The following is a 22,861-nucleotide window of genomic DNA, read 5'->3' on the forward strand; positions in this document are numbered from 1 at the left end:
TAAGAAGAATGTAGAAAATTATCCCCGGTTTGTAGAATTAAACTAGCTATGAAAAAAAGAATATTTTTTATCATTACCGCATTCATCTTATCACTCATCATTACGATTTTTCTCTCGTACTTGTTGTATGAGAGTTACATTCGGTCGAATGCACAAAACCGGCGTATTGAACATGCTTATAAAGTAATTCTTCAGACCAGTGAGTTGGAAAATTTTATCAAGGAAGCAGAAACAGGCCAACGCGGTTACCTGTTAACCAACGATAGTGCCTTTTTACAACCTTATCTCGATATTCGTAACGATATTAAACCGGGTTACGACTCTTTGAAACGTCTTACTGCCGACAATATTCATCAACAGCAATTGCTGAACAAGGCGGGGTTACTGATGAATAACCTCATAGATCATTTTCAGCACAGTGTTTATTTGAAATCGCGCCACAGCCTCATGGAAACAAAGGGGTATATGGATAGTTTGCGCGTAGTTTTTAAAAGAATACAATTAGAAGAAACAAATTGGGTAAAGCGGTTTGAAGGTAATAAGTATGAGTCGAGCATGCCGCGCTATTTTACAGCTATCTTTTTGTTTGCAGCGGTAATAATTTTCATCTCTTTCCTCGTAATTCTTAAAGAATACCGGCAACGATCATTATATCAAAAACAATTAGAGCAGAAAATGCTTGAGGTAAATGCTTATAATGTGGAGCTGGAACAAATAGCATTTGCTACATCGCACGACTTGCAGGAACCATTGCGACGCATTCGAACTTTCAGTGACCGGTTACTTTGGAAATACCGTGATCAGTTAAATGACGAAGGGAAAATGATCCTTTCCCGCATCGATTATTCTGCACGCCGCATGCAGGGCTTGCTTGAAGACCTCATGAATTTTGCCAACCTGGTGCGCGGCGGCGAAAAATTAAGTGTAGTGGATGCAGATCGTTTACTGCAATCGGTGGTTGAATACCTGAAGCAGGACATTGAGATAAAAAGAGCCACGATACATATAGGTCAAATGCCGGCTATTACCGGGTTTGAAAAACAACTGTACCTCATGTTCAAGGCGCTGATCGATAATGCGCTCAAATTTGGAAAGCCGGGCATACCGCCGGTAGTGACCATTCAATGTGTGCAAACAACTGGCGAAGAGCTGATGCATATCGACAAGAATTTATTGAAAAAGGAATTCATTCGCATCAGTGTGCAGGACAATGGCATTGGCTTCAGCAATGAATTCAACCAGAAAATATTCTTAATATTTCAGCGTTTGCATACCGAACCTGAATACGAAGGCAAAGGCATCGGGTTGGCTATTGTTGAAAGGGTGATGACCAATCACAATGGTTATGTATTGGCGTCAGGCCAAATTGACAAAGGGGCATTGTTCAATTTATATTTTCCTGTATCGGAGAGTTAGCAAAAAAGGTAAAATGGTACCTGATGCTTTCAAAAGCTTTTGCGATGGCAGTTTCCCAGCGGATGGCTACGCTGTAACCTGTGAATTCACCGGTTTGTGCACCAATCTTTACCAGGGCGGCTACCTGGCTATCGCCCGGATTCGATAATGTTATTTCAATGATATGGATCTCTGCAAGAAGGTCTTCAAGCAGGTTGGCTTTAAATGACGAAAGAAAACTAATATCTTCCAACGGAATGCCCTGTGTTGTATGCTCGTCTATGTGTAACAAATAGCTGTTCTTCATAACCCAATATTTATTAGTTATTACATTGCTTTTATTATGTCTGAAGTTGTTCATTAACGACTATTAAAATAAGAAGCAGCTACTGTATTAATGTAAAGATTGTACCTACAAGGATAATAATACAAGTAAAAAAATAATGTAGAAGTAACTCTACACGCTGTAATTTTTTTTACCTGAACAGGGGAGTATAATCAGATGATTAATATAAAAGGCATTTGAGGTATACAGACGGTATGATTTTTACAAATTATACCATAAACACCGGTACCAGGTGTGTAAAGAACGAACCAGTGCACCAGCACAAAACCGGTTAATACAATTGATGGTAAACAGTATTTGTTCACTTAAAATCTTTTTTTATGCTACGTTGGACAGTAATATTCCTGGTAGTAGCAATTATAGCAGCCATTTTTGGTTTCACCGGAATAGCTGCAGGTGCTGCTTCCATTGCCAAAATTCTGTTTTTTATATTTATAATATTATTCCTGATCTCATTAATTGCAGGTGGTTTCCGTCGTGTAGATTAACCTTGAATAATTGGCAAACCAGCGAGTCAGAAAAGTTTAAAGTCCGGAAGAATCATTACTACTATTGAATCTTCTTCCGGACTTTTTCTTTTGTAATACTGTGTCTTAAGGAAATTTTAAGGTTACCGTCTCTTAACAAATACTTACATTTGAAAGGATAAACGAAAATTCATTTATGAATAAGCAGCCAATTCTTATTGCAGAAGATGATGCCGATGACCGGTACCTGCTTCAGACTGCCTTTGCAGAAATTGGCTATCCCGAGCAAATTGACTTTGTTGAGAATGGTATTGAAGTGTTGAATTACCTGGATAATATTTATACGAGCGCCAATATGGAAATGAAAGCCCTCCCGGGTTTTATTTTGCTCGATTTGAATATGCCCAAAAAAGATGGCCGCGAAGTATTGAAAGAAATAAAACAACATCCGGTATTTAAAAAGATACCGGTTATCGTTTTTACTACTACAAAAAACGAAATTGAAATTAAACGTTGTTACGAGCTCGGGGCTAACAGTTATGTGGTTAAGCCTATAAGTTTTGACGCCTTATTAAAAGTAGTTGAAAACATCCGCAGCTTCTGGTTTCAAACTGCATCCATTCCTGTTTCCTGATGCATTTTACCGTTCTTCCCAAACATGGTTTTTATTTTATGCAACCAGCTTCCGGGTTCATCAACCAGGTGTGATGCATAATTCTTTATTAAGAAAGGCACTAGCCATCGGATAAGCCACTTTGTTCGCCCTAGCAATACCTTTTTAACAAACCCGTCGGCCAGTAAATTAATGCCCAGGTGAGCAGCAGTTATGCCGCCTTTGCGGGTTAATAATTTGCGTAGCGTGGAACCTACAAGAACGGCTGGCTGAAGATCATGCTTAATTGCCTGCCAGTCTTCTTTGATCAGCACTTCCTGCTCGGCCAGTAACGCTTTTAACCGCGCCTTTTCCTGCAACAATTCCTTGTAACTGTTAATCTGATTTGTCATAAATTTTCCTGACGATAAAATCCCTGATAAATGGTAAGATAACTTTTTTTCGTAGCAAGTACAAAACGATGACGAGAAAAAGGTAAAAAGAAGCAACTATAAAATAACCTGCGGCCGCATTGTTCAACTTATTGCCTGCAAACAACGCCAGCCCTATACCGGCCAACAGTAAGATACAAAGGACTAAACCCGCTAACAGGAAGAAAATAATAGCACGTGAAATGGCCTTGGAGCCTGCCTGTGCTACATTAACGCGGGCTAAATCATAATACGTTTGTGCTATGTCCTGTACATGGTTGGCAAGGGTGGCTGCTTTGGTGTTTAAATTGTCCATGATGTTATTTTAAATCCGGCCTTTCAAATATTTTAAGCTGCGTTCTAACCATAACCGGCCAGCTTATCTTTCTAACTCCTGTTCAAATTCTTCCTTTGCCCCGGCATACATATTCTTCATTTCTTCTTTACCAACAGCCAGTAATTCAGCCACGTCTTCCATTACTTCGTCAATACCGTTCTTTATCTTTCTTCTTAATTCACTGCCCTTTTCGGGAGCCAATAAGATACCGATAGCAGCACCTGCTGCCGCAGCAGCCAACATACCTAGAATGATTTTTGTGTTAGATGTCATACATTTACGTTTTCAGGAATTTGAGGAAAAAATTATACCACTGATAAAAGATTCCTGTTTTTTTTATATTTTTCATCAATGGGAAACAATTTCCCCAGGGTATTTAAAATTCGGCTCTAAAACATGACAAAGGAGCGACTTAAGGTTTTAATAATAGATGATGAGAAGGATCTGTGCCTTTTGATTAAGGCCTATCTCAGCCGTAAAAACTGTGATGTACTTACTGCCTATACGCTTTCTGAGGGCCTTAGCCAGGTTGACCAGTTTTTGCCCGATATATTATTTCTTGATAATAACTTACCCGATGGGTTAGGCTGGGAAAAAGCGGAGAATATCATTAAAGATCATCCCAATATTAAATTACATTTATTAAGTGCTTTTAATCCGCCCAGTATCAAAGACGACCTGCCGGTAACAAAAATTTGGGAAAAGCCTATTTCCCTGCGCGACCTGGATACCTACTTCAGTTAAAATTTCAAAACCCAAATCCCAAGCTCCCCAAAATACAGTTTATAGGAGCGTTTTGGGCTTTCCTTTTGGTTCTTGTTATTTGGTTCTTGAGCTTTATGCCCTGCATTTGCCGGTTGACTATATTTGCACCTTCATTTAAAACTACATGACTACATGATGAGAATTGCAATTAACGGAATGGGCCGTATAGGCCGGTTATTGTTCAGACGATTGATTGATAATAAAGATCTTGAACTGGTTGCGGTAAATGATATCATGGATACTGATAACCTGGCCTACCTGCTGAAGTATGACTCGGTATACGGCACTTTTGCCGGAACCATTACCCGGAAGCCGGGAGCTATTGTAGCCAATGGTAAAGAAATTAAAGCCTTTCAGCAGGAAAAACCGGCTGCCCTGCCCTGGAAAGACCTGAAGGTGGATGTAGTACTGGAATGTTCGGGCAACTTCAGCAGCCGGGCTGCTGCAGAACAACACCTTAAAGCCGGCGCCCGCAAAGTGTTATTGTCTACCACCGGTTCTGCCGATATTCCCCTGCTGGTGTACGGCTTTAACCAGCATGCGCTAACCAAAGAAGAAACGATTATTTCACCCGGCGGCTGCATGACCAATTGCTCAACTCATATTTTATATATTTTAAATGCAATAGGAATTAAATCGGTGCAGTGTAATATTTTACACTCCTATACTTCACGCCAGGAACTTGTTGATGCGCCCCATAAACAATTCCGGCGCGGACGGGCGGCAGCTGAAGCCATTATTCCGGTTGAAATTGATCTGCAACATTCGCTCGAACGGTTATTACCGGCGCTTAAAGACAAGATCGCTTCAGTATCAACCCGGGTGCCGGTAGCCAATGGCGCCATGGCCGATTTTACCATTCAATTGCAACAGGAAACTTCCCGCCAGGAGATAAACCGGCTTTTTTCAACAGCCGCTGAAAACGATTATAAAGGCATTATAGAATATACCGAAGACCAGTTGGTTTCGCTTGATATAAAAGGAAATACTCATTCCTGTGTAATTGATGGTTCGCTAACAACGGTAGTAGGCAATCATGTAAAGCTGATAGCCTGGTTCGATAATGAATATGGTTTTACCACCCGCATGATCGACTGGCTGAGTTTGATGTAGCAGGCTGGAAGTTGATTTGAGAATTTTAATTTACTTTTAATTAGTTATATTGATAATAACTACCCGGTAACTTTATTATTCGTGAATTTTGCGACCATGAATTTTTAGCTATGGAAGAAATAAAAATTTTACTGGTTGAGGATGAAAAAAAGATAGCTGAGTCATTAAAAAAAGGGCTTACAGAGCAGAACTATTATGTTGAAGTAGCTTATGATGGCCTCATTGGTAAAAAATTATTTGAGACCTACCCGTTCGACCTCATTATACTGGATATAAATCTGCCTGGCTTAAATGGATATGAGTTGTGTAAAGAGATCCGCCGGCACAGTGAACGCATTCCGGTAGTAATGCTTACAGCCCTTAATACCACTGCTGATAAAATAGAAGGATTTGATGCCGGCGCCGATGATTATATTGTAAAGCCATTCGACTTTAAGGAACTGCTGGTACGCATCAGGGCTTTATTAAAAAGGATCTATCATAATATTCCAACCGGTAATATTCTGAAAGTGGCCGACCTTACTATGAACCTGGATAGTAAGGAAGTGACGCGGGCCGACAAACCCATTTCACTTACTGCCAAGGAATTTCAATTGCTCGAATACCTGATACGTAATAAGAACCGGGTGGTATCCCGTGCAGATATTGCCCTGAATGTTTGGGATATTGATTTTGACACAAAGACCAATGTAATTGATGTTTATGTAAACTTCCTGCGTAAGAAGCTGGATAAGGATTTTGAAACCCGGCTTATTCATACGCAGGTAGGCATGGGCTATATATTGAAAGAAAACCCCTAGGTGAAGATCAAATTTAAAATAACCGCGCTTTTTGCCTTACTCGTTACCATTATTCTGTTGGTATTAAGTATTTCCGTTCATTATTTTACAGCACTGCAGCGTACTGAAGCATTTAAAAGACGGTTGAAAGGACGCGCCAATAACGATGGCCAGCTTTTTTCTTACTTCGGAGATAGCGACAGCACCCGTGCAGTTCTGTATCAAATTGATTCGGCATCGGCATTTACACTGCATCAAAAAAGCGTAGTGATCTTCAACTACCTCGATAAACCGGTGTACAGGTATAATGCACCTGAGATCGATTCTATATTGCCCGATAAAGACATTTTGAAACAAGCCCGCGTAAAACACGAAGTTTATTATACGGCGTATAAACGCGATGTACTAGCCTTTCATTACACCGATAACCGCAGCCGCATTGTTGTGGTAGTAGCCGGTTACGATGTGGATGGATGGCAACGATTGAAGGACCTGCGGGATATATTGTTAACCTGTTTGTTTATTGGTATTGCCATCGCCCTGCTGGTAGGTTATGCTTTCTCCGTGCAACTGGTAAAACCCATTAAGCAGATCATTTACGATGTAAAACATATTACCTCGCAAAACCTGTCGCATCATATACATGCTGGTAGTACACAAGATGAATTGAACCAACTGGCCAATACCTTTAACGAATTGCTCGACCGGTTGCAGGAGTCGTTTGTGATTCAACGGCGCTTTATTTCCAATGCCTCGCATGAATTATCAACGCCGCTTACTTCCATCTCGAGTCAACTGGATGTAACCTTACAAAAAGAAAGAAGTACGGGAGAATACAAGCAGGTGATACAGTCGGTACATGAAGATGTGCAGCAAATGCAGCAGCTTACCAAAAGCCTGCTCGAGATTGCCAAAACCGGAACGCAGGGAAGTATTGAATTAAATGAAGTGCGTATAGATGAAGTGTTGTTGAAAGTTACTGCCGATGTACAAAAGAACAGTGAAGAATATAAAGTGATCCTGCAGTTTGGCGATTTTCCCGATGATGAAAAAGCTTTCCTGGTATTTGGCAATCCCGATCTGTTGTACAGTTCACTACGGAATATTGCAGATAATGGATGTAAATTTTCGTTCGATCATCATGTTATGGTCAACCTGATGTTCGAAAATGACAACGTAATTGTACAGTTCAGGAATTACGGCGATACGATCACTAAGGAAGATGCCGAACATATTTTTCAACCATTTTTCCGGAGCGCCAAAGTATCGCCTATAAAGGGTTTTGGGCTCGGACTGGCCCTCGCCAAGCGGATCATCAATTTACATAAAGGGGATATTAAAGTACATTCCTCCAGGGAAATGGGTACTGTTTTCACCATTATACTTCCTTCCCTGAAAGCATTTGCAGCTAAACCTTAAGGGTATTCCGGTATTTTATTAATCAGGGCTTCAGAAAACGCTTATCCTTCGTTTGTTTAATTGCTTTTTAATTCCTGTTTAATTAGCGTTTAACGGTAATAAATCATATTTGGGATACTATAATTTTGATGAAACCGAATCAACATGTTATTATTTTCCGGGGCCTCACAATGGGTGTTATTATTCTCCTTGTAATAGCTTTTGTGCAGCATCGGAGAAACAAACAACTGACAGAATCCAACAACCAATTGTTGTTGCAAAACGACTCTGTTCTTTCCGTAAACCTGCAATTGCAAAGAGATATTAATTTCCTGAAACACGACCTCGACAGCCTGGCAAACAGCGATGCCGAAAAGCAATTAACGAGCCGGTAAATAACTTTTTCATCGTGAATTTTTATCCCTGAAGTTACCTTCCCTGAGTAACAATCATTGACCAGGCACCAAACGGTAAAGTCATTATTGAGATAAAAATTGATAAACCTCAAATCGGTTTAGCAATCATGCAGTCATATGATGCTGATCATGCACCAGCAATGTGTTTACCTGTACATTTGATCAATGTTCACACTTGTAATGTTAAGGCAAGGTTATGTTGATGTGAATTTTTATTGATATACAATTGAATAAAATTTATTCGGTTAACCCGCGAAAAATAATGCGACAAATCCTTTTAAAATTTTTCAAAACATCGTACCTTTTGTGACGCGTCAGTAAAAAATCCTTAAACTAATATCTCTGCCTTACTCGTTCAATTTTGCCTGGATTTGTGTCATTTTATTCTTTTGATGCCTTAATAACCTTGTGAAAGCTATTAAAGATCCGTATTGATTACAGTATCCGTATTTGATCACAACATTTTTTTAGGCAACCATAAAAAGGAGGGCACCATGAAACACCATCAATCCCCTTACGTAAACAAGAGGAAGAAGTGTATTGAGTTTCATATCAAAAACGCCTGTGCAAACAGAATTGCATTGGCTGGTGATTTTAATAACTGGGCTCATGACCAGTTAGCGTTACGTCCCACTAAGAACGGATTTTGGACTATAGAAATACCAATGTTACCCCGCGGCAGGTATCACTACAAATTTTTTATTGATGAAAGAATGTGGGCTGAAGATATTGAGAATCAATTCCGCGAACCTGATGGCGTTACTGGGTGGAATAGTGTGTTGGAAGTTTAACCTATGAAAAGGTGCGCAAACCAGGAAGGCTGATAAAGAAAGAATAGTGTTTAATGGTGTAATAAGATCCTGGGTGTTTATTCCGTACGACCCCGCATTGCGGGGCGAAAGCTTAGGTAAGCACTCAGGGTTAATTTGATAAGATGAGTTATTTGATTACAATTGAATAACTCATCTTATTTTTTTATGCATTGTTATAAACCTTGTATACCGGTTCTCTAAGCACATTTCCTTTATCAGAACAAATAAATGCCAGCACATCGGCAATCTGCTCAGCTTTAACCCAGTTATTGAAATTAGCGTCTGGCATACTTTCGCGATTCGGTGGCGTGTCGATGGTGCTGGGTGCTATTACCGACACGGTTACATTTTTACCTTTGGCTTGTTTGTTTAAAATATCGGCCAGTTTAAACAGCAACGATTTACTTAACGCATACGCAATTTTGTTAGTTCCTTCTTCTGCCTGTAAGCCCGGGCGGGCGCCGGTAAATACCAACCTGCCATAGCCGTTTTGCATCATGTGTTGAAATAACGGGCGGGCAATATGATAAGCTGTTTCAAAATTCAGGGAAAACATTTTTCTTAAGGCTGCGGTATTGGTGGTTTCAATACCGCCCATCTCAAAACCGCCTGCTAACAATACGCCGCAATCGATATTCCCATACAGGCTGGCTGCTTCTTTTACGAAAATTTCGCTTTCCGATTCATCGGAAAGGTCAATGCTATGCAGCTCGAATTTCGGATGCCTGTCTGCAAAACCCAGGCGGCTACCTGAATGGTCAACCGCAATTACTTTATAGTCTTCTTCCAGGAATTTTTTTACCACCGCAGTACCCAGGTTGCCGTTAGCGCCTGTTATGATAATGGTTTTGGGCATAAGAAAAGTTATATGTTGATTGCCAAAGATAGTGGTATTACCTAAAAAAGAAGTGTGCCATCCTGCCCTGGGGGATGGCACACCTGAAAATTTTATTATAGAATAATATCTGATCTAAAACAGGAAATTCCATCCATGTTTGTCTTCCTCCTGGCCTTTACGAATGGCTTCCATTTTGTTCTTCAGCCTGAACATAATGGCGTTGTCGTTATAGGCTGGTAAATGATGATCGATGCCATTTAAGTGGATGGTAGAAATAGGCGCCACTACGGCTGCAGTACCTGCACCAAATGCTTCTGTGATGGTATTATGCCTGAACGCATTTTCGATCTCTGCCACGCTTATCGGACGGGCTTCATAAGGAATACCCAGGTCGGCGGCCAGCGTCAATAATGAATCGCGGGTTACGCCAGCCAGAATGGAATCACTGGTAGGTGGAGTAACCAAAATGCCATCTATCACGAACATGGCATTCATCATGCCGGATTCTTCAATGTATTTATTTTCGCGGGCATCTGTCCATAATACCTGGTCGTAGCCGGCTTCTTTTGCTTTTTGCGTTGGGTAGAAGGCGCCACCGTAGTTGCCGGCGCATTTGGCAGAACCGGTTCCGCCCTTGGCGGCTCGTGTATACTCTGTTTCTACTTTTAATCTCAATGGTTGCGAAAAATACGGACCAACCGGACCAGTAAACATGATGAAACAATATTCATCAGAGATCTTTACGCCATATTTGGCCTCGCTGGCAAACATCAGCGGGCGGATATATAAGGAGACGCCGGGTTGTGCGGGTAACCAGTCTTTATCTACTTCTATCAGGCGACGTAAACCATCAACAAATATTTCTTCAGGTATGCCGGGCATGCACATGCGGTCAAGTGACCGCAGCATTCTTTCATAATGCTTTTGCACGCGAAACAGGTTAATGCGGCCATCTTCCAGCCTGAATGCTTTCAATCCTTCAAATACAGATTGTCCGTAATGAAATGCCAGGGTGGTAGGACTTACAGTAATTTCGCCAAAAGGAATGATGCGGGGCGCTTCCCACTGACCCTTGGCATAGTTGCAGATCAGCATGTGATCAGATACATAGTTGCCGAAACCCAGTTTGTTGAAATCTACTTCAGGTAATTTCGATTTGGTTGTTCTCTGAACCTTTATCTCATCGGTAAGTTCCATATACAAATAAAATTTATTTAAGTGCTACAAGTCAATCAGTTTGTAAAGATACTCATGAAACGTGAAACGTGAAACGGCAAACGGCAAACCCTCAAATGCCAGGATTCAAATCACAAAGCCTGCCCCGCTATAGCCGGGAGCCAGATTTCAAGCTCCAAATTCCAATTCCCAATATCACAGTTATCCCACTATCCCAGTAATTCCAGTCCCAATCCGTACTGTTTCATTTACAAGCAATTCAAAATCCTCGAACCGGCTGCGATGGTTGGTTATGGCAGTGCGAATGGCATATTGTCCGTTCAGCAGGGTATAGGAAGGCGCGGCAATACCCTGTTCGTGCAACTGCATCAAAATTTCCTTGTTCAGCGCATTTAATTCCCTTTCGGTACAGTTGCCCGGATTGTAGCGATAGCATACAATGTTCAGGGGAACCGGCGCCAGCAACTCAAGCGTTGGCTGAAATTGTACCCGTTCTGCAAGGTATTGTGCCTGCTGCAGGTTTTGCCTGATGAGCGTACGGTAGGTTTCCAACCCGTTCTGCTTTAACAACATCCATATTTTTAAAGCCTTAAATCCCCGCGACAATTCCATGCCAAAATTGGTAAAACTGTCTGGTCCGGCAGATAAACCCCGTTCGTGCAGGGATAAATAGTTGACGGCCGTAGTAAATGCTTCGCGATGGAGTTGTGGATCCCTGACCAACACGCAGGCCGCTTCATAATTAACATACATCCATTTATGAAAATCGAATGATAAGCTATCAGCCTGCTCCATGCCTTTTAACCGGTCAGCAAATTCAGGCAACAGGTAAGGAATTGCGCCAAAAGCGCCATCAACATGCAGCCACAGGTTGTGTTCCCGGGCAATGGCTACCAATTCGTTCAGCGGATCAATAGCGCCGGTATTTACGGTGCCGGCATTGCCTATGATGCAAAACGGATGATACCCGGCCGCTATATCTTCAACGATCATACGCTTTAATTCATCCGTTCGAATTCGATATTGCTCATCTACCGGCACTTTGCGAAAATTATCGCTGCCGATGCCAATCACTTCTACCCCTTTCAATACGCAATTATGCGTTTCGGATGAGCCGTATATGGTGAGCGGACCTTTTACCGCCTGCAAGCCTTTTGTTTTAATATCGCGATTGGCCTGGTGCCGCGCTACGATCAACGCGGTGATATTCGCCAGTGAAGCGCCGCTTAGTAACAGCCCGCTGGCCGTTGCGGGGAACCCCATCATTTCCTTCGACCAGTCAATGACCTGCTTTTCAACATGCATGGGCATATGGTCGCCGATGCTTACGTTGGCATTCAAGCCCGAGGCCAGCATATCGGCCAGCATGCCAAATGGCGTACCGCCGCCCTGCACCCATGCCCAAAAGCGCGGGTGAATATTGTTGGTGTTAAAGGGCAATACGTTGGTAAAGAAATCATCATATACAGCCGAGGCATCCTGCGGTAACTGTGGCAATGGTTGTTGTGCACTGGCAATGGCCCTGGCTGTTGGCTTTGAATACACCGGCCGCTGCCGCGTAGTTTCCAGGTAATAGAACAAATCGTCGAGCATGCGGTGGCCGAGCTCATTTAAAGCCGACCAATCCTGGGGATCGAGCGTTTTTTCTTCTGTTAATAATGCTTCTTTTTTCATGTTCTTCGTATTTGCAGCTATAAAGTTGCTACAGCTTGAATGTGTTGGCAACCCGATTCCTGCTCTTTCTATACGAATTTCTAAAAGAATTGCCTTATAAAACAGATGCAGTTTTGAGAAGTTGGGCTAGATCAGATGGTGAGTAGTGAGTAGTGAGTGGTGAGTGGTGAGCTGTGAGTGGTGAGTGGTCAATGGTGAATTCACCTATGCCAGGCTCCTACTATTAATCGGGCAGCCATTAATGGCATTGTTTCAACGCATTGCGAAAGCTGCGAATTGCAATAACTGCTGCATACTGCAATAAACACACAGAAGGAAATGAGAATATGTTGAATGAGAAAGCAAGCCCGAAAATCGGGAACCTATTCACCATTGACCATTCACCATTGACACCTAAACATAAATGTGTTCAATAGCATCCTTATACTTCTCCATTACCACTTTTCGTTTGATGCTCATCTTGGGCGTCATTTCCCCGGTTTCAATGCTCCATTCCTGGGGTAGTAATTCAAATCTTTTTATTTGCTCTACGTGGTTGAAAAATTTATTGTAGCTATCAACCAGTTCATTGAACAGGTCAATTACTTTGGGTTGTTTTATTAATTGATCGTTCGACAAATCCTGAATGCCTTGTTTGCGGGCCCAGTCTTTCAATGCCGGAAATGCCGGAATGATCAATGCGCCTACAAATTTGCGTTCAGAACCTACTACCATGATCTGTTCTACATAGATCGATTCTTTCAGCTTGTTTTCTATAGGCAGCGGAGCAACGTATTTACCGCCGCTTGTTTTGAACAGTTCTTTTTTGCGGTCGGTTATTTTCACGTACTTATTGTCCACTATCATCCCTATATCGCCGGTATGATACCATCCGCCGCTTATGGCTTCCTCTGTAAGATCAGGCCGTTTATAATAGCCCATCATTACATTAGGGCCTTTACATAATATTTCTCCGTCTTCTGCAATTTTTACTTCTACCTCATCTATTACCGGCCCTACGGTACCAAACATGCGATCGTGCTCTTCAAAGCGATTCACACTGATCACCGGAGAGGTTTCTGTTAAGCCATACCCTTCGAGCACCGGGATTTGAGCAGCGGTAAAAATGCGAATTAAACGTACCTGACAGGCAGCGCCGCCACTTACAATACATTTAAGGTTGTTGCCAAGCGCTTCGCGCCATTTACTAAAGATGAGTTTGTTAGCCAGCGACAATTGCAGGTTATAACTAAAGCCCATCGGTTTATTGATCTCATACCGGGTAGCCAGGTCATGCGCCCAGTAAAATAATTTTCTTTTTAAACCGGTTAACTCTGCGCCTTTGGCCATAATACGGTCGTATACTTTTTCGAGCAGGCGGGGAACGGTCGTGAACATGTCGGGTTTTACTTCCTTCAGGTTATCCCCAATGGTCTCCATACTTTCAGCATAATAGATGGCAATGCCCCTATACAAATAAAAGTAAGTGATCATCCGTTCGAAAATGTGGTTCAATGGCAAAAAGCTAAGCGACTTCATATTCGGGAACGCGGGTAAACAGGGATAACAGGCCATCACATTGCTCAGAATGTTCTTATGCGAAAGCATCACGCCTTTGGGAGTACCGGTAGTGCCTGATGTATAAATAATGGTAACCAGGTCTTCATAGGCAATATTATCTGCAATAGTCTGTATTTTTTGTAGGGCCGCTTCATCCGACAGAGTGATTACCTCTTTCCAGTGGCGGGCATTGGCCACATGTTCAAAGGTGTAAATTTCCTGTAAAGAAGGTACCCGGTCTTTTACGCTTAGAACTTTGTGAAACAGTTCTTCGTCGTTTACGAACACTATTTTTACCTGGGCATCTTTTAGCACAAATTCCAGGTCCTGTACATTAATGGTAGGGTAAACTGGGGTAAGAATGGCGCCAATTTGCTGAACCGCCAGATCGAGCATCACCCATTCGGGGCGGTTTTTACTAAGAATGGCAATTTTATCGCGTTTTTCGGCGGTCATATCGCCGCATTGAATACCCAGGTTCAACAATCCTGCACTGAGTTTATCTACTGTGTTTTTTACTTCTTCCGTGCTGTATGTTTTCCATTTACCATTTTCCTTGGCCGCGAGCATAACGGGCAAGGGCTTACTTTTCAAATGGAATTGCAGGCAATCGAATAATCGTTTGGGTTCGGTCATAGATGTAGTTTTTATACCCGTCGTAAACCTGTTAGGCCTAAGCCTTTGTAAACTGATTTTTACAGGTTTTAGCTTTATTGAATTTAGCAAATCTGCGCAAATAAAAAAAGCCCCGGCGGTACTGTCGGGGCTAATTATTTATTTTCCTGTTTGATAATACTGACCCGCTGGTAACTTAAATACCCGGTTGTGTTGAAAGTAATCAAACTTGTTATATTCTTCCTGGTGAGTTTTGGTCCAGTTTTCGTACGCCGGCAGGTTGTTGGCAGTACCAAAGATCCATTGGTTATACGCATCGAACATCCCTGCTTTTAACAGTTGCTGGTGATATTCGTATAAGCGGAAGGGAAAACGGGTAGCATTTTTCGAAAACCACTCCAGGATAAATTTGGTGCGAATAGCCGATAATGTTTCCGCCGTAACCCCGTTGGCGCCAATAAACGAAGATTGTGATTTCATAATTTCCAGGAATGCTTTCACAAATTCATTCTTTGTATCCTGGTCTTTGGTAAGGTTGCCATCGGTAAATAACTTCTTATAGCCGTCAAGCAAAATGTTCTTGATCTCAGCAGTACGCTTTGAATAGCTTTCGAGGTTTACAAATACTTCGCCATACACCAGCGCCCAAACTTTATCGGGGGTAAAATAGTAGTATTTGGCAGCGTTATAGTAGTTTCCAGAATAGCTGGGGTCAGCTTCAATGCCTTTTTCCCATAGTTTGATGGCATCGCTGTAATCTTTTTTGCTCCACATCATTTCGCCATATTCGTTGTACAAAGTGCCGCTGTTGGGAAATTTCTTCAGGGCCGACTTATACATTTTTTCACATTCCTTTACTTCTTCAATGGCTTTGTATAACATGCCCAGCAACTGAAAACTATGCACGTCGGCATCCTGGCGCTCGGGAAATTTTTTGGCCACTTCAATTCCGCGTACATAATCACGGTTAAGGTAATAGGCAAATGCCAGGTCTTTCTGTAGCTCCAGGTTATCTGCATTGTTTTGCAAACCCCTGTTCAGCACCAAAACGGCATTGGAATAATCGCCTTGCTTCATGAACCCTTTAGCCGTTTCCTGCACTGTTTTAACATCGCCAGGCTCCGGTTGGGCCTGCGCTATATGTACGGCAAACAATAATCCTACAACTGGTAAAAGATGTTTCATACAGTTCAAAGATAAGGGAAGGAAAAGACTGATAGCCGGAAAGAAAGTTAAAATATGGGGGGAGGGAGGGGAAGAAGTAGGAAGTAAGAAGTAGGAAATAGGAGGTAAGAAAGCTTTAAATTTTTGATCCCGGGATTTAGAGATTTTGGGATTTTACATCTCAAAATCTCTAAATCTCAAAATCAGCAATATCTGGGTTAACCATAAATCAGGTGCGTGAGCAACCCATCGCGCAGTTTGGGTTCAAACCACGTGCTTTTTGGGGGCATTACATTACCGCTGTCGGCAATATCGAACAATTGCTGAATGGTAACCGGGTGCAGGCTGAAAGCCACGGCCATTTCTCCACTGTTCACTCTTTTTTCCAGCTCAGATAAACCGCGAATACCGCCCACGAAATCGATCCGTTTGTCGGTACGCTGGTCTTTAATGCCTAAAACCGGGTCCAGTACCAGGTTTGAAAGGATCGTTACATCCAGTACGCCAATGGGATCGTTCGAGTAGGTACCTTCTTTGGCGGTTAATATGTACCACTGGCCTTTCAGGTACATCCCAAACTGGTGCAATTGAGCAGGCGATACAGCGCTGGATGCTTTTTCTATAGTAAAAGAAGCGCCTAATTTTTCCAGGAGTGCTGCTTCGGTGAGCCCGTTCAGGTCTTTAATTACCCGGTTGTAATCCATGATGTATAACTGGTTCGATGGGAACAGGGTAGTTAAAAAATAATCCGCTTCTTCTTTGGCTTTTTCGCCCAATGCTTTTCTCACTTTGGCGGCAGAAGCTGCCCGGTGGTGACCATCTGCAATATAGGTTTGCGGGATCTTTGTTTTGAACAGGTTGGTGATGGTTTCAATAGTGGTGTCGTCGTTGATGACCCAAATAGTATGACTGATAGCATCGTCTGCTACGAAATCATATACCGGCGAATGCGTGTTTTTCCATTGTTCAATCAGGGCATCTACTTCTGCATTGTTGCGGTAAGCCAGGAAAACATTCCCTGTTTGTGCGCCGGTGGTGGCTATATGATTAATGCGGTCTTTCTCTTTTTCGGGCCGGGTAAACTCGTGCTTTTTGATGATATCATTTTCGTAATCATCAACTGAACTGGCGCTAACCAGTCCGGTTTGACTACGGCCGTTCATAACGAGTTGATATATGTAATAACAAGGTTTGTCTTCCCGGAACAAAATGCTGCGTTGAATAAATGCCGCGATATTTTCCTTTGCCTTTTCATATACCGGTTCGGTGTGGATATCAATATCGTCTGACAGATCGATCTCTGATTTGGTGATATGCAGGAACGAATACGGATTGCCTACAACTTCTTCACGGGCTTCTTTCGAATTGAGCACATCGTAAGGACGAGAAGCTACCTGCTTTGCCAGCTCAGGGCGTGGGCGCAGGGCTTTAAAAGGAGAAATATTAGCCATTTTACTACTATTATTAAGCGGGCAAAATAACAGGCTTTGCCACTAGTTTACAAAAAGAATTTCAGTGATTGGGCCGGGGGTGAGCCGCCCTTAAAGGGCTCTAAAAGAGTGGCTCACCTGAACCACGCTCTGAAGCGAGGCTGCCCAGCTCCCCTCCTTCAGGAGGGGCCCGGGGAGGTTTTATCCTTTCTTATTAGCAAAATCTTTCATCAGGTCTGTCAGCAACTGCACACTTTCCAGCGGCAGGGCATTGTACAGGGATACTCTGAATCCGCCTACGCTGCGATGCCCTTTCACCCCAACAATATTATTTTGCTTGCAAAGCGTGAGGAATTCCTTTTCCAGGTCGGCATTTTCCATCACAAAGCAGGCGTTCATGATACTGCGGTCTTCCTTATTAATAACCGGGCCTTTAAATGCCGGTAAGGTGTCGATGGCGTTATACAGTAATTGCGCTTTTTGATTATTGATCTTTTCAATTGCCGCCACACCGCCTTTGTTTTTCAACCAGCGCAGGGTGAGCATACAAACATACACGGCAAATACGGGAGGCGTATTTAACATGGAACCGTTCTCGATATGATTGCGGTAATCCATCATGGAGGCCAGTTTCCGGTTCACTTTGCCCAGGATGTTCTTATTTATTACAACCAGGTTAACCCCGGCAGCGCCAACATTCTTTTGGGCGCCGGCATATATCAGATCGAATTTATTAAAGTCCATTACCCGGCTCAGGATGTCACTGCTCATATCTGCAACCAGCGGCACACCGGCTTCAAAGAAAGGAGTGAAGTCGTGCCACTGTACCCCGTGAATGGTTTCGTTGGTGGTCAGGTGCAGGTATTTGGCTGTTTTTGGAACCGTAAATTGCTTGGGCAGGTGGTTGTAATTTGATTCTTTAGCGCTGCAAACCACTTCCACATGGCCGAATATTTTGGCTTCTTTTATGGCTTTGGCCGACCAGGTACCGGTATCGGTATAGGCGGCTATTTCATTGTCATTCAACAGGTTCATGGGAATTTGAAAGAATTGGGTGGAAGCGCCGCCATGCAGGAACAACACTTCATGCTGATCATCCAATTGCATTAATTCTTTCACCAGGGCAATGGCTTCATCCATTACTGCCTGAAACAGGTCGGTGCGGTGACCGATTTCCAGGATCGACAAGCCGGAATTATTATAATTTAAAATGGCTTCACTGGCTTGCTGGAATACTTCCCGGGGTAAAATGCTGGGCCCCGCGTTAAAATTGTGCATCATTGTTTCACTTAAATTAGAAGGAGTGCAAAAGTATTCAATTCGCGTGACTATGGGGAAAGCGAATTTTGCCGGTCATGCGTAACGTGTTCAGGATGAGCTAATCACAATCTTTTCCTTGTTTCTGCCTTTTCAACCAGGCAGCGTTTAATTCCTCAAATTCCCGCCGGTCTGCTTCGCTGAGGTTTTTGTTGATGAGTTGTTTCAGGTCGGGCTGGCCGGCATTTACCCAGGCTGTGTACCAAAAGGAAGCTACGGCAACGATCGATTGCTGCATGCGCCGCTCGATCATATGGTTAAGCCGTTGATCATAGGCCCGGCAGTAAGCGGAGGAATATTGCCTGATCACCTGGTCATTCCGCGGTTCAAACGAATATTTCTGGTCTGATGAAAATTGGGCGGTCAATTCTCGTTCTATGCGCAATACACTGTCGGCTGCAGCCGCGCTTTCCAGCACCCGTTTCCAGCTAAAGGCCAAAGGGTTGGCGATATAAGAGGCTTTCCCCAGCAGGAAGTCCCAGGAAGTGGCGGCCAACAGTTCGGGTATGCGCGATTCCCAAAACGCATGAATACCCTGCTGGTTGGTGAGTTGCCCATTGTGGTTACTGCACACATGCAGCGGTACATGCGAATCGGCAATGTAATGACCGATATCAGCAGAGAGCTTAAGGATTTTTACCTGGTCTTTTTCTTTAAAGGCAGCGGTAAGCCGGCCCAGCATGGTTTGAATGTACCAGGGCACAATGCCATACTTCTGTAAAGTGTCTTTGCCATATTTTTCAACTGCTTTGGTCCAGGTGCGGGGGAGTGAATCGAAAGGGTAGGTGCCGTAATGATCAATGTCGATATAATGGCGGGCGCCTTCTGCGGCTACAGCATACCGTCGTTTATCGGGGTCTACTGCATGATCGCTCAGGAACTGGATGTTTGGTTTATACAGCACCAGCATATCGGGCGGCAGCATAAAGACTGCATAGTAATTTATCTGGCGATGGGCATAAAACCCCCAGGGGAAAAGTGCATGGCTATAAAGCACCGCTGCTGTTATGAGCAGAAGCTTCTTCATTACTGATGAAGGTACGGTGGATTGTGAGTTAGTATGAAGGTTATGGTTAGAAATTGATCATTTTCAAGAAACGGCAATCGTGAAACGGCAAAGACCCACACATTGGGAAACCTGTGACTACTGCTGCTTTCTGCCGGTTCAATTGCGGGCCTGGAGTTGTGAAAACGTGATAAAATTGACTTCTGTATTCCATTAGCATATTAGCAGATTATCACGTTAGCACATTATTTTCTCCCTTTTTCGGCGGATGAGGGGTCTCATCATCAATAGTAGTAACCCCACCTGAGATAGCAAATTTCATGGCTTCGGTTGAACTAATATCGGTTAATAAGCGCACCCTGTCGGCCTTCACAAAATACAGGCGGCCTGTAAAGGCATACGATTGCGGAACATATACGGCTACATGTTCCTGTAACCCAAACTCATGTAATTCCTGCTGCGTTATAAAACCGATCTGCCATACATCTGTTGTTTCAATACATACCAGCACCGCTTTGTCAAATTTTCTTTTATTACCGGCAAAGGCTTCAAAGAAATCTTTTACAGTAGAATACAGTAGCTTGATACCGGGTGTGCGTTCCAGTATTTTATCAAACAGGTCAACCAGCTTGCTTACAATAAAAGAAGATGAAATATAACCTACCAATATAACGATGAGCGTTACCAGTATAAATCCAAGTCCAGGTATTTTTTTCGGATTGCCATTGGCATCAACACCCAGCAGATCGGGCGAAAAATAACCGATGAGACTGGGCAGAATGTTATCGATAAAATTAAATAAAGCTGTAACTGCATAAATAGTGATCGCTATAGGTGCTAAAATAATTAGCCCTTGCAGGAAGTATTGGATGATCTTTTTAAATATATGTGATGTTTTCATGCTCCGCTGTGTTTTGCATCCCAAAAGTAACCCTCTTCCATTGCCTGATAAAATAAGCTTGTGTAAAGTTGCGTGTTTTTGGTTGGAAAGCAATTAATTAGCAATGGGAAGAAAGGCCCAAACTTTGTACCAGCCCAAATCATGCGTTCGTATAAACGAACAATTGTTAGGGTGCTATTTTATTACCGGCGGTTTAAAAATGGGGATGGAAACTTTGGTAACGATAAAAGTTTCTATAGTTTTGTGCCCGATTATTATGATAACGGAAGCAAACACAAAAGTGCGGATCCGGGAAAAAGCGAATGAATTATTCCTACGGTATGGTATTCGCTCTGTTTCCATGGATGATATAGCCAACAACCTGGGTATGTCGAAGAAAACCATTTATCAGTATTACACTGATAAGAATGAACTGGTTGATGCGGTGGTGGAAGATGAAGTAATGGATATGCAGCGTGACTGTATGAAATGCGGTGAGAATGCAAAGGATGCTATTGAAGAGATCTTTTTAACCGTAGACCAGGTAGTTGAACAGTTGAGTAATATGAACCCGATGATATTGTATGATATGGAGAAATTCCATGTTCGGGCATACCAGCGGTTTATGGAGCATAAAAACAAATTCTTATTACAGATCATCCGTAAAAACCTGGAATGGGGCGTGAAAGAGGAATTGTATCGCCCCGATATTGATATAGACGTGTTGTCGAAGTTCAGGTTGGAATCGATGATGATCCCTTTCAATATAGATCTTTTTCCTCCCTCCCGGTATAAGCTATCCGAGGTTACCAAAGCTGTTATTGAACATTATGTATTCGGGGTTGCTTCCCTTAAAGGCCATAAACTGATTATAAAATATCAACAGCATAGAAATAAAAATGCAAAGAACTATGAAACTGAATCCGGCAAGAATAAATAAGATCGCTCTGGTGGTTGTATTAACTGGTTTGTTGCAACCGGCCCTGGCACAGGAAAAACATGAATTAACCGTAAAGCAGGCGGTGGACTATGCGAAAAAGAATAGCGTACAGGTTAAAAATATGTTACTCAGTGTTAGGCTACAGGAAGAAACCAACAGGCAGGTAACGTCTAATGCTTACCCGCAGTTGAGCGGAAGAATAGGTGCTACTTACAATCCGAACATAGCAGTTCAATCGTTTCCCAACTTTATTGCAATGGGAACATATGGCGTTTTACAGGCTGAGGGCGTGAAAAATGCTGCAGGTCAGCCCATTGTTTCTCCAACTGATTTTGGATTGATCCAGGCGCAGTTTGGAACAAAATATGTAGCCAACGCAGGATTGGATCTTAACCAGATCTTATTCGATGGCCAGGTTTTCGTAGGCTTGCAGGCAAGAGCTACCACTATGGAGTGGGCAAAGAAAAATGTGGAAGTAACGGAAGAGCTGATCAAAGCAAATGTTTATAAAGTGTATTACCAACTGGTAGCTAGTAAAACGCAGATCGGGTTACTTGATGCCAATGTAGAACGCCTGCAGAAATTACAGCATGATACCCGCGAAATGTATAAGAACGGATTTGCCGAAAAGCTGGATGTAGATAAAATTGAAGTACAGATCTCCAATCTTCAAACAGAGAAAAACAGGGTGCTGAATGGAATTGCCAGCGGTAATCTGGGTTTGAAATTGTTATTGGGTATGCCCATGAAGGATGAACTGATCTTAAAAGACACCCTGAGCGATAGCCAGATAAAACAAGGCGTATTGGAAGCAAGCAATTATAATTATTCCGATAGAAAGGAATACCAGTATGCCGAACTTGGTAAAAAACTGAATGAGTATAATATTAAACGTTATAACCTGAGCCAGATACCCACGGTAAGCCTTTCCGGTTCCTGGTCAAAAAATGCCCAGCGTAATAAATTTGATTTCTTTGGCAAAGGCGACTGGTATACGTTCTCAAACATCAGCTTAAATATTTCAGTGCCCATCTTTAAAGGGTTTTATACCAAATCGAAGATCGATGAGGCGAAGCTGACCTTGCAGCAAACGGAAAACCAGATAGCCAATCTGAAATTAACAATAGATAATGAAGTAGAAACCGCCCGCATACAAATTAAAACAGCTATCGAGGCCATGGATTTCCAGAAGCAGAACATGAAGCTGGCTGAAGATGTATATGAGCAAACCAAAAAGAAGTACGAAGCAGGTTTGGGGTCGAATACAGAGATCACCGCAGCGCAAACAGACCTGAAGGCAGCGCAAACCAATTATATTAATGCGTTGTACGATGCCATTGTAGCCCGGATAGATTATTTAAAAGCCATTGGAAAATTATAAGCACAAATTCTATAAAAACCTAAACCAACAAATGCATTCACAGGATAAAT

Annotated in this window: 24 protein-coding genes; 11 read left to right on the forward strand and 13 right to left on the reverse strand. The window is 42.6% G+C overall.

The features are described 5' to 3' along the window. Positions 1 to 48 precede the first annotated feature (48 nt). Positions 49 to 1,416 carry a sensor histidine kinase gene (locus tag FAM09_RS19510; RefSeq protein WP_136578813.1) on the forward strand — a complete coding sequence of 456 codons (1,368 nt, stop codon included), beginning with the start codon at positions 49 to 51 and terminating at the stop codon, positions 1,414 to 1,416. Here FAM09_RS19510 and FAM09_RS19515 read toward each other — a convergent pair. After that, positions 1,385 to 1,702, reverse strand: coding sequence for a hypothetical protein (locus tag FAM09_RS19515; protein WP_136578814.1), 318 nt, complete (start codon positions 1,700 to 1,702; stop codon positions 1,385 to 1,387). The genes FAM09_RS19510 and FAM09_RS19515 overlap by 32 nt on opposite strands. A gap of 359 nt (positions 1,703 to 2,061) precedes the next feature. Between FAM09_RS19515 and FAM09_RS19520 the strand changes: the two genes are divergently transcribed. Both FAM09_RS19520 and FAM09_RS19525 read left to right on the forward strand, forming a co-directional pair. Then, complete coding sequence (locus FAM09_RS19520; RefSeq protein ID WP_136578815.1) at positions 2,062 to 2,229, forward strand: DUF1328 family protein; 168 nt, start codon at positions 2,062 to 2,064, stop codon at positions 2,227 to 2,229. Between the two features lie 175 nt (positions 2,230 to 2,404). Continuing rightward, positions 2,405 to 2,842: a response regulator gene (locus FAM09_RS19525; protein ID WP_136578816.1), complete on the forward strand. Its 438-nt coding sequence runs from the start codon at positions 2,405 to 2,407 to the stop codon at positions 2,840 to 2,842. Here FAM09_RS19525 and FAM09_RS19530 read toward each other — a convergent pair. The 3 genes from FAM09_RS19530 to FAM09_RS19540 form a co-directional block, all read right to left on the reverse strand. Next, positions 2,815 to 3,213 carry a hypothetical protein gene (locus tag FAM09_RS19530; protein WP_136578817.1) on the reverse strand — a complete coding sequence of 133 codons (399 nt, stop codon included), beginning with the start codon at positions 3,211 to 3,213 and terminating at the stop codon, positions 2,815 to 2,817. The genes FAM09_RS19525 and FAM09_RS19530 overlap by 28 nt on opposite strands. Further along, on the reverse strand, positions 3,197 to 3,547 hold the full coding sequence (locus FAM09_RS19535) for a hypothetical protein (protein ID WP_136578818.1): 351 nt from the start codon (positions 3,545 to 3,547) through the stop codon (positions 3,197 to 3,199). Before FAM09_RS19535 ends, FAM09_RS19530 begins: the two co-directional genes overlap by 17 nt. A 63-nt stretch (positions 3,548 to 3,610) precedes the next feature. Then, positions 3,611 to 3,841 carry a YtxH domain-containing protein gene (locus tag FAM09_RS19540; protein WP_136578819.1) on the reverse strand — a complete coding sequence of 77 codons (231 nt, stop codon included), beginning with the start codon at positions 3,839 to 3,841 and terminating at the stop codon, positions 3,611 to 3,613. Positions 3,842 to 3,964: 123 nt separating this feature from the next. Between FAM09_RS19540 and FAM09_RS19545 the strand changes: the two genes are divergently transcribed. The 6 genes from FAM09_RS19545 (at position 3,965) to FAM09_RS19570 (ending at position 8,830) form a co-directional block, all read left to right on the forward strand. Then, entirely contained in the window at positions 3,965 to 4,312 is a 348-nt protein-coding gene (locus FAM09_RS19545; protein WP_136578820.1) for a response regulator, read from the forward strand. A gap of 153 nt (positions 4,313 to 4,465) precedes the next feature. Further along, positions 4,466 to 5,446 (forward strand): type I glyceraldehyde-3-phosphate dehydrogenase, encoded by a 981-nt coding sequence (locus FAM09_RS19550; RefSeq protein ID WP_136578821.1) that lies wholly within the window; start codon positions 4,466 to 4,468, stop codon positions 5,444 to 5,446. A 110-nt stretch (positions 5,447 to 5,556) separates the two neighbouring features. Then, positions 5,557 to 6,246, forward strand: a complete 690-nt coding sequence (locus tag FAM09_RS19555) for a response regulator transcription factor (protein WP_136578822.1) — start codon at positions 5,557 to 5,559, stop codon at positions 6,244 to 6,246. Then, the gene (locus tag FAM09_RS19560; RefSeq protein ID WP_136578823.1) at positions 6,247 to 7,644 is read left to right on the forward strand and encodes a HAMP domain-containing sensor histidine kinase; all 1,398 of its coding nucleotides are present in this window, start codon (positions 6,247 to 6,249) and stop codon (positions 7,642 to 7,644) included. It begins immediately after the preceding gene. A gap of 128 nt (positions 7,645 to 7,772) precedes the next feature. Beyond that, the gene (locus tag FAM09_RS19565; protein WP_136578824.1) at positions 7,773 to 8,018 is read left to right on the forward strand and encodes a hypothetical protein; all 246 of its coding nucleotides are present in this window, start codon (positions 7,773 to 7,775) and stop codon (positions 8,016 to 8,018) included. Between the two features lie 515 nt (positions 8,019 to 8,533). Next, complete coding sequence (locus FAM09_RS19570; RefSeq protein ID WP_136578825.1) at positions 8,534 to 8,830, forward strand: hypothetical protein; 297 nt, start codon at positions 8,534 to 8,536, stop codon at positions 8,828 to 8,830. Positions 8,831 to 9,014: 184 nt separating this feature from the next. Here the strand turns inward: FAM09_RS19570 and FAM09_RS19575 are convergent, their stop codons facing one another. From FAM09_RS19575 to FAM09_RS19615, 9 genes are all read right to left on the reverse strand, one after another. Beyond that, entirely contained in the window at positions 9,015 to 9,707 is a 693-nt protein-coding gene (locus FAM09_RS19575) for an SDR family NAD(P)-dependent oxidoreductase (RefSeq protein WP_136578826.1), read from the reverse strand. A 114-nt stretch (positions 9,708 to 9,821) separates the two neighbouring features. Then, positions 9,822 to 10,886, reverse strand: a complete 1,065-nt coding sequence (locus FAM09_RS19580; protein ID WP_136578827.1) for a branched-chain amino acid aminotransferase — start codon at positions 10,884 to 10,886, stop codon at positions 9,822 to 9,824. A 180-nt stretch (positions 10,887 to 11,066) separates the two neighbouring features. Further along, positions 11,067 to 12,539 carry a pyridoxal phosphate-dependent decarboxylase family protein gene (locus FAM09_RS19585; RefSeq protein WP_136578828.1) on the reverse strand — a complete coding sequence of 491 codons (1,473 nt, stop codon included), beginning with the start codon at positions 12,537 to 12,539 and terminating at the stop codon, positions 11,067 to 11,069. Between the two features lie 393 nt (positions 12,540 to 12,932). Continuing rightward, complete coding sequence (locus FAM09_RS19590; RefSeq protein WP_136578829.1) at positions 12,933 to 14,714, reverse strand: AMP-dependent synthetase/ligase; 1,782 nt, start codon at positions 14,712 to 14,714, stop codon at positions 12,933 to 12,935. A 138-nt stretch (positions 14,715 to 14,852) separates the two neighbouring features. After that, complete coding sequence (locus tag FAM09_RS19595; protein ID WP_136578830.1) at positions 14,853 to 15,878, reverse strand: tetratricopeptide repeat protein; 1,026 nt, start codon at positions 15,876 to 15,878, stop codon at positions 14,853 to 14,855. 197 nt (positions 15,879 to 16,075) lie between these two features. Continuing rightward, positions 16,076 to 17,308: a DUF1015 domain-containing protein gene (locus FAM09_RS19600; RefSeq protein WP_136578831.1), complete on the reverse strand. Its 1,233-nt coding sequence runs from the start codon at positions 17,306 to 17,308 to the stop codon at positions 16,076 to 16,078. A 180-nt stretch (positions 17,309 to 17,488) separates the two neighbouring features. Next, positions 17,489 to 18,568 (reverse strand): 3-phosphoserine/phosphohydroxythreonine transaminase, encoded by a 1,080-nt coding sequence (gene serC, locus FAM09_RS19605; protein WP_136578832.1) that lies wholly within the window; start codon positions 18,566 to 18,568, stop codon positions 17,489 to 17,491. 97 nt (positions 18,569 to 18,665) lie between these two features. After that, on the reverse strand, positions 18,666 to 19,631 hold the full coding sequence (locus tag FAM09_RS19610; protein ID WP_136578833.1) for a zinc dependent phospholipase C family protein: 966 nt from the start codon (positions 19,629 to 19,631) through the stop codon (positions 18,666 to 18,668). A 211-nt stretch (positions 19,632 to 19,842) separates the two neighbouring features. Further along, entirely contained in the window at positions 19,843 to 20,511 is a 669-nt protein-coding gene (locus tag FAM09_RS19615; protein ID WP_136578834.1) for a DUF502 domain-containing protein, read from the reverse strand. Between the two features lie 103 nt (positions 20,512 to 20,614). Between FAM09_RS19615 and FAM09_RS19620 the strand changes: the two genes are divergently transcribed. Further along, positions 20,615 to 21,430, forward strand: a complete 816-nt coding sequence (locus FAM09_RS19620; protein ID WP_136578835.1) for a TetR/AcrR family transcriptional regulator — start codon at positions 20,615 to 20,617, stop codon at positions 21,428 to 21,430. After that, a complete protein-coding gene (locus FAM09_RS19625; RefSeq protein ID WP_136578836.1) occupies positions 21,402 to 22,811 on the forward strand; it encodes a TolC family protein in 1,410 nt (469 codons plus the stop codon). Before FAM09_RS19620 ends, FAM09_RS19625 begins: the two co-directional genes overlap by 29 nt. Positions 22,812 to 22,861: the final 50 nt, after the last annotated feature.

This window comes from Niastella caeni (genome assembly GCF_004834005.1).
GTDB classification, from domain to species: Bacteria; Bacteroidota; Bacteroidia; order Chitinophagales; family Chitinophagaceae; genus Niastella; species Niastella caeni.